This window comes from Xanthomonas populi (assembly GCF_002940065.1).
Classification (GTDB): domain Bacteria; phylum Pseudomonadota; class Gammaproteobacteria; order Xanthomonadales; family Xanthomonadaceae; genus Xanthomonas; species Xanthomonas populi.
Window position 1 is genome coordinate 1 of sequence record NZ_MDEJ01000124.1, and the last position, 11,302, is coordinate 11,302.

The window sequence follows — 11,302 nt, forward strand, 5'->3', positions numbered from 1 at the left end:
TCACCAAACGTCAGTTGCATGGATCACTCCTCAACGTAGCTGTGTAGTGTCGCGCATCTGGGACGTTGTTCAGAGGTTCCTTAACAGACCGTATTTTTTGCAAGCCGTCGATTTTTAATGGCCTGCCCAGTCCACTGAGTTCTACTGAACGCTCCTGAGCTCAGGAAAAATCCTCAGACGTTGAAACGGAAGTGCAGCACATCGCCTTCCTGCACACGGTATTCCTTGCCCTCCAGACGCAGACGCCCCGCATCGCGCGCACCGGATTCGCCGCGGTACTTGATGAAGTCGTCAAAGCCGATCGTCTCGGCGCGAATGAAACCCTTCTCGAAATCGGTATGGATCACCGCTGCCGCCTGTGGCGCGGTGGAGCCGGACTTGACCGTCCACGCGCGCACTTCCTTGACGCCAGCGGTGAAGTAGGTCTGCAGGCCAAGCAACTTGTAGGCTGCGCGAATAACGCGATTCAAGCCCGGCTCGGCCAGGCCCAGGTCTGCCAGGAAAGTGTCGCGATCTTCGTCGTCCAGCTGCGACAGTTCTTCTTCGATCGCTGCAGAGACTGGCACCACTTCGGCACCTTCGGTCACTGCATGCGCACGCACTGCATCCAGGTGCGGATTGTTCTCGAACCCGTCCTCTAGCACGTTGGCGATATACAGCACCGGCTTGAGCGTGAGCAGGAACAGATCGCGTACCAGCGCTCTTTCTTCTTCGCCCAGCCCGGCTGCGCGCCCGGCTTTGCCATCGGCCAGCGCGGCCTGCAATTTGGCCAGCACCGGCTTGCGTGCCGCTGCGTCCTTGTCGCCACCCTTGGCACTGCGCTCGGCACGGTTGAGCGCTTTTTCCACGCTATCCAGATCGGCCAATGCCAGCTCGGTATCGATGGTTTCGATATCGGCGATCGGGTCGACCTTGTTGTTCACATGAATGACGTCGTCGTTCTCGAAGCAACGCACCACGTGGGTGATCGCATCAACTTCGCGGATGTGCGCCAGGAACTTGTTGCCCAGACCTTCGCCGCTTGCTGCGCCAGCCACCAGGCCGGCGATATCGACGAACTCGACCGCCGTCGGAATCAACTTCTGCGGCTTGACGATCTCAGCCAGCTGATTGAGGCGCAGATCCGGCACCGGCACGATGCCGACATTCGGCTCGATGGTGCAGAACGGAAAATTGGCCGCAGCGATGCCCGCCTTGGTCAGCGCATTGAACAGGGTCGACTTGCCGACGTTGGGCAGGCCGACGATGCCGCATTTGATACCCATAGGTTTTCCAGTGAATGGAGAATCGGGAATCGAGAATGGCAAGAGCAGCGCTGCTCCTAATTCCCGATTCCCCATTCTCTATTTTCCCGTATGCAGGCGCTTCATTGCCTCGTTGAAATTACCCTCCATTGCCAGCGGCAACACATCGATGGCCGCCTCCACTGCCGCGCCGATCGCTGCATCGTCGTCGCGCCCCGCCCGTCCCAGCACCCATGGCACCACGCGATCCTTGTGACCGGGATGACCGATGCCGACGCGCAAGCGGTGAAATTTGCCGTGCCCCAGCAGGCGAATGGTATCGCGCAGGCCGTTCTGGCCGCCGTGGCCGCCGTCGAACTTGAGCCGCGCGGTACCCGGCGCCAGATCCAGTTCGTCGTGGGCAACGAGCAACTGTTCCGGCTCGATCTTCCAGAACCGCAACGCGGCGGTGATCGATTTGCCGCTGAGATTCATGAAGGTGGCCGGCTTGAGCAGCCAGACCGGTTGACCTGCGATCTCGACCTTGGCGGTCTCGCCGAACAACTTGGCATCCAGCCCCCAACGTGCGGCATGGCGCTCGACAAGGGAATCGACGAAACGAAACCCGGCGTTGTGCCGGGTTTGCGCGTGTTCCGGACCGGGATTCCCGAGCCCGACCATCAGGCGGAGTGCAGACATGCCAGTCACCGCAGCCGATCCCGCGCCGTGCGAGGGATCGGCCAACGGATTACTTGGGCTCGGCGCCTTCGATGGCCTCTTCACCTGCAGCGTCTTCTTCGATGCGCACGTGCTTGGCAGCAACCACTGCCACGTCGTGTTCCTTGCCTAGCTTCAGCTCCGGAATTTCCACGCCGGCCGGCAGGGTGATCTCGGACAGATGGATCACGTTGCCCACTTCCAGCGCACCGAGGTCCACTTCGATGAACTCCGGCAGATCCTTCGGCAGGCAGACGACCTGGACTTCGTTGAGTTCGTGGGTGACGACCACTTCGCTAGACTTACCGGCAGGCGAGGTTGCTTCGTTGATGAAGTGCAGCGGCACAGCGGCGCTGAGCTTCTCGTTGGCGCTGACGCGCTGGAAGTCGATGTGGATGATCAGCTGCTTGAACGGATGGCGCTGCATGTCACGCAGCAGCACCTGCTGCACGTCGCCATTGAGGTTCAGGTCGAGGATCGACGAGTAGAACCACTCGTTCTGCTGGGCAAGCCAAATCTGCTCGTGGTTGAGCTGGATGCTGACAGGCGCGAGTTCGCCACCGTAAACGATGGCCGGAATGACGCCAGCGTGACGTAGGCGGCGGCTCGCACCCTTCCCCTCGTTCGCGCGGCGCTCGACCTTGATTTCATGTGTCTTTGCCATTGGATTTCACTACCTGGTTTGGAATATCGCCTCGCGGCGATGAAGCGTCTCACCCGCGACCAGGTGAGACGGATTGCAGCGGCCCGAAATCCGGGCGCCGAATGCGGAATCAGTCGACGTAGAGCGAGCTGACCGACTCGCCGAAGGCGATGCGGCGAATGGTCTCGGCAAGCAGTTCCGCCACGCTCAGCTGACGGATCTTGGCGCAGGTGCGCGCGGCTTCGTTCAACGGAATGGTGTCGGTGACCACCAGCTCGTCGAGCTGCGAATTGTTGATGTTGTCAACCGCTGGGCCGGACAGCACCGGGTGGGTGATGTAGGCCACCACCTTGAGCGCGCCGCGCTGCTTCAGCGCTGCGGCAGCGGCGCACAAGGTGCCTGCAGTATCGACCAGATCGTCGACCAGCACACAGGTTTTGCCCTGCACGTCGCCGATGATGTTCATCACCGTGGCGACATTGGCGCGCGGGCGGCGCTTGTCGATGATGGCCAGGTCCGCATCGTCCAGACGCTTGGCAACGGCGCGCGCGCGCACCACACCACCCACGTCCGGCGACACCACGATCAGGTTATCGGTGCCGTAAGCGCGCCAGATGTCGGCCAGCAGCAGCGGCGAGGCGTAGACGTTGTCGACCGGTACATCGAAAAAGCCCTGGATCTGGTCGGCGTGCAGATCGACCGTCAACACACGGTCGGCCTCCATCGCGCAGATCATCTTGGCGGCGACCTTGGCGGTGATCGGCACGCGCGAAGAACGCATGCGGCGGTCCTGACGCGAATAACCGAAATACGGGATCACTGCAGTGACGGAGGCAGCGCTGGCGCGCTTGAGCGCGTCGATCAGCACCAGCAGTTCCATCAGGTTTTCGGCGCTCGGCGCGCAGGTCGGCTGGATGACGAACACTTCCTGCCGGCGAACGCTCTCTTCGATTTCGACCTGCACTTCGCCATCGGAAAAGCGCGTGACCAGCGCCTTGCCCATGCGGACGCCGAGCTCCTTGCAGATGCTCTTGGCAAGCGGCTTGTTGGCATTGCCGGAGAACACCAGCAGATTACGTTGGTCTTGCATGAGATCTCTCGGGCGGCGGCAAAGCGCGTGCGGCTCAGTGCCAGAGCGGGACAGCAGCACCGAACCACGCCGGGCTAATTCTTTGAATCCCCGCACATGGATGTGCGGGCTCTTACAGAGGGACCTGCATCTGCAGATCTGCATGAAAAACTGGCAGGGGCGGTAGGATTCGAACCTACGAATGCCAGGATCAAAACCTGGTGCCTTGGGCCTCTTGGCGACGCCCCTGCATCAAACTTGTCTCGCGTCCAGTTCGTCGAGCAATGGCGAGTGCGCTGCACCTTCCACGACCCACGCCCTCAGGTTGTCCGGCGACTGCGCCAATGCCTGCTCTGCAGCAGCGCGCGTGGCGAATTCGACGAAACAACCGCTCCCTGACCCGGTCAAACGCGGCGTCCCGATCCTGGAAAGCGCCTGGAACACTGCCTCGATGGCGGGCTCACGGCGCCGTAGGACCGGCTCGAACGCATTGCCCAGCACAGAACCCGAAGCGAAGTCCGATATTTTCACGGGCGCAGCATCCCGCGTCAATTCCTGTGATTGAAATAAACCAGATGTGGGGACGTGAATGCCCGGATCGACCAGCACATAGGATGCTGGCGGGAGGCTGATCGGGGTCAGTTGTTCGCCTATGCCTTCGGCCCAGGCGTTATGGCCGCGCACGAACACCGGCACATCGGCGCCCAGCTGCAGGCCCAATTCGGCCAGCGCATCGACCGGCAAACCCAGGCCCCACAAGGCATTGAGCGCCACCAGCACGGTGGCTGCGTCCGACGAACCGCCACCGAAACCACCGCCAGCGGGGATGCGTTTGTCGACCCGGATGTTGGCGCCGGCCTGCGCGCCGGCGTTGGATTGCAGCAGGCGCGCTGCGCGGGTCACCAGGTCATCGTCCTCGGCCACACCGGGCAGACTGTCGCCAATGCGCTGGATCAGGCCGTCGCTGCGCAAACAAAGATGAATGGTGTCCCCCCAGTCCAGCAGCCGGAACACCGTTTGCAACAGGTGATAGCTATCGGCACGGCGCCCGACGATCTGCAAAAACAGATTGAGCTTGGCCGGCGCAGACCACGACGACCAGCCCGCCTCCGAAGCTGACATCAGGGCGACACCGTCCATTGGTCGACCAGCAGGCGCACCTTGGCATCGCCGTTGCGGGCTTCGATGCGCTGCGGCAGCTCGGGCTGGCCATCGCTGGCCGGCGCCCAAGCGAGAAAATCGATGGTCCAGCCGTCCTGCTGCACGGTGCGTGGGCGACCGGTGGCGTCCAGATCCACGCGCTCGGCGCCAGCATCGGCGATTCGCAATGCGCGTACCCAGTCGGGCATCTGGTTGACCGGGATGGTCCAACCGGTCGCTTCCAGCAGCACCTGCTCGGCGTCGGCGCCGCTGCGCGGGCCGCCTTCCAAGCCTTCCAGGCGCCCGGCGCCGGTGGTGGTATCGCCGGTAAGCACCCAGCTCTGCCGGGTCACCGGTGCGCTGAGTTGCACGCGATAGCGCGGGCCGTCCTGCTGCCAGTCGATGCGACCGCTGCCGCCGTTACGGTGCTTGCTGATTGCAACCCGGCCCTGAAAGGACCAGTTCGGATGCGCCTGCAGCCAGGCCTGACGCTTGGCTTCGGCCTGACGGGCGCTAGCGGAGACCTGATCGACCACGGCCGCGCCACTGCCCTGCCCGCGCGGCACGCTGACGCAGCCGGACAAGCCTGCAAGCACCAGCCCGCTCAGGGCCAGTACCCGGCGTACACCACTGCTCATAGCCCGAGCTTTTTCACAGCGCGTTGCAGCGCGCGGTTGTCGGGATCGATACGGCGCGCTTCTTCGAAATAACGGCGTGCTTCGTCCTGGTTGCCGCTGACCCACAGCACTTCGCCGACATGCGCGGCGATTTCAGGATCCTTGACCAGCGCCCAGGCGCGGCGCAGCTGCACGAGTGCTTCCTTTAGGCGACCCATGCGGTACAGCACCCAGCCGTAGCTGTCGACGATGGCCGGGTTGTCCGGGTCGGCGGTGCGGGCGCGGTCGATCAGCGCCAGCGCTTCCTTGTAGCGGCTGGTGCGGTCGGCCAGGGTGTAGCCCAACGCGTTGAGCGCACCGACATTTTCCGGCTCGGCGACCAGAATCTTGCGCAGATCGGCCTCGGCGCGCGGGACGTCGTCGCGGCGTTCCCAAGCCAGGCCGCGAGCGTAGAGCAGCGCGCCGTCGTCCGGATACGCGGCCAGGCCACGTTCGAAGGCATCCAGTTCGCCCGGGGCGTCGCCGGCACGTTGATGCAGCTCGGCTTCGAGGACGTAGGCATCGCGACGCGCATCGTCGTCGGCGCTGACGTCGCCCTGCAACGCACGGGCCTCGGCGAGCGCCTCGGGCTTGCGACCCAGTTCGTACAGCGCGCTGGCCGCGCGCAAGCGCGCTTCGCTCAGCTGCGGGCCGCCGGGCACGCCGCGATACCACTCCACCGCTTCGTCATAACGCTTAAGGAACTCGGCGATCTTGCCGAGCAGCAGGCGGCGGTCCGGGTCAGGCTTGGTGGCTTTGCTCTTGAGCTCACCGTAGAGCGCTTCTAGCGAGGTGCGGTCTTTTTCCTTGGCAAGCATGGACGCACGCAGCCCGTAGGTCTGGGTGTCCTGCGGCCCGGTCGACAGCACCCGCGCAGCCGCTTTGGTCTGGCCCATGGCGTCGTAGGCGAATGCCAGCGCGCCGCGCAGCTCGGAGTCGTTCACCGCCTGCGCCTCGACATTCTTCAGCAGCGCAAGCGCTTCGTCGTTTTTGCCTTCCTGCTGCAGCTGGGTGGCGTGCAACAAGGCCACACGCGGCTCTTCGGGGAAGCGGCGCACCACTTCGTCGACGATGCGCTTGGCCAGCGCCGGGCGCTCCATGCGCAGGGCGAGCCGGCCGAATTCCTGCCAGGCCTCGATCTGATTGGGAATGGCACCGGCCTTGACCAGGTCTTCAAGCGCGTCGGCCGAGGCTTCCGGCTCGCGCCAGCCGTTGGCAAGTGCGATCAGCGCGAAGCGCCAGCCGCGCGGGTCGGGCTCCTTGAGCAGGCCGAGCAGATCGCGGCGTGCGGTGCGCAAGTCGTGACGACGCAGCGCCAGCGAGGCTTCGGTGCTGCGCATGGCCATCGACGATGGCGCGCGGGCGCGCCACAGCGCCAGGGCTTCGATGGCCCGGGCATCGTCGTTAGCCAGCATGGCGATGCGGGCGGCACGTTCGGCCAGCCCGGCGTCGCCGGCTTCGGCCTTGGCCGCGTCCAGATACGCACGCGCGGCATCGTCCAACTGGCCGGCCTGCAAGGCGAATTCACCGGCGAGTACGGGTTCCAGCGAAGTGGTGCCGGCGCTGCTGGGGGGCGGAGCGGGCGGTGCTTTCTTGGGTGCTGCAATGGCGCTGGCGGAGACTGCTGCCAGCAAAAGAACACTCAGGATGCGAATCGGTACGGGCATCGGGGGCAACCGGGCCGTAAAATGGGGCCCTGAATTGCCGCCAGCTTATCGCAAGCAACTGAACAATGACGTTGTGGGTGCTCGGACTGAATCACCAGACCGCACCTGTGGACCTGCGCGAACGCGCAGCGTTTGCAGGTGACGCGTTGCCGCGCGCGCTCGAATCCTTGCGCGCGTTGCCGCAGGTGCGCGAGGCCGCGTTGCTGTCCACCTGCAATCGCACCGAGCTGTACGCGATGGCCGACGACCCGCACAGCCTGGTGACCTGGCTGGAGACGCATGCGCCCGGCTTGAGCGGTTATCTGTATCAACACCAGGAAGCCGAGGCGGTGCGCCATCTGTTCCGTGTCGCCACTGGGCTGGATTCGATGGTGCTGGGCGAGCCGCAGATTCTGGGTCAGGTAAAGGACGCCTGGGCGGTGGCGCTTGCGCACGGTGCGCTGGGCAGCGGGTTGGACCGGTTGTTCCAGCAGACCTTCTCGGTGGCCAAGCGCGCGCGCACCGACACCCGGGTCGGTGCCAATCCGGTGTCCGTAGCCTCCACCGCAGTAAGGCTGGCGCAGGAATCGTTCACCCGCCTCAACGAATCCACGGTGCTGCTGATCGGCGCCGGCGAGACCATCGAACTGGCCGCCAAGCATCTGAGCGACGGACGTGTGCGCCGGCTGCTGATCGCCAATCGCACCCTGGCGCATGCGCAGACGCTGGCCAGCCAGCACGGTGGCTATGCCTTGCCGCTGACCGATCTGGACCGCCATCTGGCCGAGGCCGACGTGGTGTTTTCGGCAACTGCTGCGCGCGAGCCGATCGTCACGCGGGTGCAGGTGGAACAGGCACTGCGCGCGCGCAAGCGCAAGCCGATGCTGTTGTTCGACCTGGCGGTACCGCGCGATATCGAGGCCTCGGTGGCCGAGCTGAGCGATGCCTACCTGTACACGGTGGACGATCTGGAACGTGCGGTCGAAGACAACCGCCGCAGCCGGCGCGAAGCCGCCGACCAGGCCGAAGCGATCATCGATCTACAAGTGGCGCGCTATGTCGAAACGGTGCAAGCCACCGCGCGCCAAGCCCCGCTCAAACGGCTGCGCGCGTTCGGCGACAGCACCCGCGACGAATTGCTGGCCAAGGCGCGCCAGCAGTTGCACAACGGCAAGCCGGCCGACGAAGTGTTGGAACAACTGGCGCATGCGCTGACCAACCGCTTGCTGCATCCGCCGACCGCCGCGTTGCGCGATGCGGCGCTCAACAACGACCTGGAACTGACCAGCGCGGCGGAGCGGCTGTTTCCGGAAAAACCCGGTTACCAACATCCCCCTGTACCTACCCCGATCGTGAGGACTGATGACGCCGACCCTGCGCCGTAAGCTCGAAGCGCTGGCCGAGCGCCGCGAAGAACTGCAGCACCTGCTCTCCGACCCCGAGGTGGTGAGCAACAACGACAAGTTCCGCACGCTGTCGCGCGAACTGTCGCAGCTGGAGCCGGTGGCACTGACGATGGAAGCAGAAGCGCGCGCCAAGGCCGATCTGAGCGCGGCCGACGCCATGCGTAACGATCCGGAAATGCGCGAGCTGTCAGAAGAAGAAATCGCTGCCGCACAGGCGCGCCTGGACGCACTGGACGCGCAGCTGGCACTGCTGTTGGTGCCGCGCGACCCACGCGACGAAGGAAATGTGTTTCTGGAAGTGCGCGCCGGCACCGGGGGCGACGAAGCGGCGATTTTTGCCGGCGACCTGTTCCGCATGTACGCACGCTATGCCGAGCGCCAGGGCTGGAAGGTGGAAATCGAATCCGACAGCCCCGGCGAGCACGGCGGCTACAAGGAAGTGGTGGCACGGGTGGTCGGGCGCGGCGCGTATTCGCGGCTGAAGTTCGAATCCGGCACCCACCGCGTGCAGCGCGTGCCGGCGACCGAATCGCAGGGCCGTATCCATACCTCGGCGGCGACAGTGGCGATCATTCCCGAAGCCGACGACGTGGAAGAGATCGTGATCAATCCGGCCGATCTGAAGGTGGACACGTTCCGCTCGTCCGGCGCCGGCGGCCAGCACGTCAACAAGACCGAATCGGCGATCCGCATTACCCACGTGCCCAGCGGTGTGGTGGTGGAATGCCAGACCGAGCGCAGCCAGCACGCCAATCGCGACAAGGCGATGAAGCGGCTGAAGGCGCAATTGGTGGAAGCCGAACGCAGCAAGGCGGCCGCCGCCGAAGCGCAGACGCGCAAATTGCAGGTAGGCAGCGGAGACCGCAGTCAACGCATCCGCACCTATAGCTTCCCGCAGGGCCGCATCACCGACCACCGCGTGGAAGGCCTCACGTTGTACGACCTGCCCAACATCATCGAAGGCGATCTGGATGCACTGATCGCACGTTTACTGCACGAACATCAGGCCGACGAACTGGCGCGGTTGAGCGACAGCCCGTGACTGCGGACGTCCCGCGCGAGCTGGTGCAGCTGCGCGAGGCGGTGCGACGCCAGCCCGGCGATTTCATCGCATGGCTGATACTGGCCGACGCCGAACTCGGCGTGGCGCGGTCGCTGCCGGCGAAGCCGAAGTGCAACGCGCGCGTGCAGTGCATTCCGGTCATCCGGAAGCGGTGGCGCGGCTTGGTCGGGCGCGCTGATCGCAGCAGTGGCATGCCGAGGCAGCGTTGTTGTTGCAATAAGCATCGGACCTGGTGCCGCAACACCCAGGCATCGCGTTGTGGCTTGGGCATGTATTGGAAGATGCCGGGCACGCCGAAGCTGCAGCGGCCGCGTCTACGCGCGCGCATCAGTTGCTGCCCGACGAGCCGGATATCACCGCGCAATTGCTCAACTGGCGACGCCGCCTATGCGATTGGCGTGAGCTGGATGCACTTGCTGCGCAGGTGCGTGCTGCGGTGGAGCCATTCGCCTTTTTGAGCGGGGATGCCAGTGCTGCCGACCAACTGGCGTGTGCACGGACGCGCGCGCAGGCGATCGCTTCGATGTTGCGCCCGCTGCCGCCGTGCGCCGTGCGCCGCCAGGACGCGTTGCGGATCGGCTTCGTCTCCAATGGGTCTGGTGCGCATCCCACCGGCGTGCTGACGGTGGCATTATTCGAAGCGCTGCAGCGGCGTCAGCCGATCTTGCAACTGCATCTGTTTGCGACCTGCCATGACGACAGCAGCGAGATTAGCGCGCGCCTGGCGCAAGCCACGACCTTGCACGATGTCACCGCGCTCGGACATCTGGCCACTGCGCACCACATCCGCGAGCAGGGCATCGATCTGTTGTTCGATCTGCGCGGCTGGGGCGGCGGCGGGCGACCGGAAGTGTTCGCGCTGCGGCCAGCACCCGTGCAACTCAATTGGCTGGCGTATCCGGGCACCTCGGGCGCGCCGTGGATGGATGATGTGCTGGGCGATGCGTTCGCGCTGCCGCCGTCGCTGGAGCCGTCTTACAGCGAGCACGTGTTGCGCTTGAGTTGCCGCATACCCAGTATCTGGCGCGCTACCGGAATGCGGACCTGTTTCTGGAGACGCATCCGTACAACGCGCACACCACCGCATCGGATGCGTTGTGGGCGGGTTGCCCGGTATTGACGACGCCTGGCGAGACGTTTGCTGCGCGCGTGGCCGGCAGCTTGAATCATCATATGGGGCTGGATGAGATGAATGTGGTCGACGATGCTGCGTTTGTGACCAAGGCGGTTGCACTGGCGAGCGATCCGGCAAGGTTGACTGCGTTGCGTGCGCGGGTGGATGTGCTGCGACGGGCATCCGGGGTGTTTGATATTGACGGGTTTGCCGATGGATTCGGGAAGCTGGTGCAGGCACTCGCGCGGCGTCATGGTTGGCTGGGTAACTCGCGGGCTGCTTGCCTTTTCAAGGTAGATGGCTGTCTTCCGCCCTACCCTCACCCCAACCCCTCTCCCAGTGGGAGAGGTGCTTGACGCCACGCTTCATTGGCTTATTCAAGTCATGGAAGCGACGTGCCGAGGCGGCAGCGTGGCCGAGGATTGGCGGAGAGCGGCACATGGATGTGCCGCGGCGGCGAGTCAGACAGGATGTCTGACCGAGCCGAAGAGCCGATCCCCGGCCGCGCTGCCGCCCTTACCGAAGCCAGCAACTGAAAGGTGGGGCCTGGATCTGAGGTTTCCCCACGTTTTCCCGAGATAGATCAGCTGGTTGCACCCGGATCGTGTAGAAACAAGTGCGCGCA

General features: G+C 64.5%; 9 protein-coding genes, 1 tRNA gene and 1 pseudogene. 3 read left to right on the forward strand and 8 right to left on the reverse strand.

Annotated features, from left to right (window positions below):
* Positions 1-173 precede the first annotated feature (173 nt).
* The 8 genes from ychF to XpopCFBP1817_RS16570 form a co-directional block, all read right to left on the reverse strand.
* Positions 174-1,265 (reverse strand): redox-regulated ATPase YchF, encoded by a 1,092-nt coding sequence (ychF, locus tag XpopCFBP1817_RS16535; RefSeq protein WP_128417950.1) that lies wholly within the window; start codon positions 1,263-1,265, stop codon positions 174-176.
* Positions 1,266-1,343: 78 nt separating this feature from the next.
* On the reverse strand, positions 1,344-1,922 hold the full coding sequence (gene pth / locus XpopCFBP1817_RS16540; RefSeq protein WP_128417951.1) for an aminoacyl-tRNA hydrolase: 579 nt from the start codon (positions 1,920-1,922) through the stop codon (positions 1,344-1,346).
* 49 nt (positions 1,923-1,971) lie between these two features.
* Positions 1,972-2,604 (reverse strand): 50S ribosomal protein L25/general stress protein Ctc, encoded by a 633-nt coding sequence (locus XpopCFBP1817_RS16545; RefSeq protein WP_128417952.1) that lies wholly within the window; start codon positions 2,602-2,604, stop codon positions 1,972-1,974.
* Positions 2,605-2,713: 109 nt separating this feature from the next.
* On the reverse strand, positions 2,714-3,673 hold the full coding sequence (locus XpopCFBP1817_RS16550; protein ID WP_006450614.1) for a ribose-phosphate diphosphokinase: 960 nt from the start codon (positions 3,671-3,673) through the stop codon (positions 2,714-2,716).
* Between the two features lie 151 nt (positions 3,674-3,824).
* A tRNA-Gln gene (locus XpopCFBP1817_RS16555) sits at positions 3,825-3,901 on the reverse strand.
* Between the two features lie 3 nt (positions 3,902-3,904).
* On the reverse strand, positions 3,905-4,792 hold the full coding sequence (ispE, locus tag XpopCFBP1817_RS16560; protein WP_128417954.1) for a 4-(cytidine 5'-diphospho)-2-C-methyl-D-erythritol kinase: 888 nt from the start codon (positions 4,790-4,792) through the stop codon (positions 3,905-3,907).
* On the reverse strand, positions 4,774-5,430 hold the full coding sequence (lolB, locus tag XpopCFBP1817_RS16565) for a lipoprotein insertase outer membrane protein LolB (protein ID WP_128417955.1): 657 nt from the start codon (positions 5,428-5,430) through the stop codon (positions 4,774-4,776). The genes ispE and lolB overlap by 19 nt, the downstream gene beginning before the upstream one ends.
* Positions 5,427-7,115 (reverse strand): tetratricopeptide repeat protein, encoded by a 1,689-nt coding sequence (locus XpopCFBP1817_RS16570; protein WP_128417956.1) that lies wholly within the window; start codon positions 7,113-7,115, stop codon positions 5,427-5,429. The genes lolB and XpopCFBP1817_RS16570 overlap by 4 nt, the downstream gene beginning before the upstream one ends.
* 65 nt (positions 7,116-7,180) lie before the next feature.
* Between XpopCFBP1817_RS16570 and hemA the strand changes: the two genes are divergently transcribed.
* From hemA to XpopCFBP1817_RS16585, 3 genes and pseudogenes are all read left to right on the forward strand, one after another.
* Positions 7,181-8,479 (forward strand): glutamyl-tRNA reductase, encoded by a 1,299-nt coding sequence (hemA, locus tag XpopCFBP1817_RS16575; protein ID WP_128417957.1) that lies wholly within the window; start codon positions 7,181-7,183, stop codon positions 8,477-8,479.
* Positions 8,457-9,542, forward strand: a complete 1,086-nt coding sequence (prfA, locus tag XpopCFBP1817_RS16580) for a peptide chain release factor 1 (RefSeq protein ID WP_128417958.1) — start codon at positions 8,457-8,459, stop codon at positions 9,540-9,542. Before hemA ends, prfA begins: the two co-directional genes overlap by 23 nt.
* Positions 9,539-10,946: pseudogene (locus XpopCFBP1817_RS16585) on the forward strand (O-linked N-acetylglucosamine transferase, SPINDLY family protein); the annotation flags it as partial. The gene prfA and the pseudogene XpopCFBP1817_RS16585, both read left to right, overlap by 4 nt.
* Between the last annotated feature and the right edge of the window lie 356 nt (positions 10,947-11,302).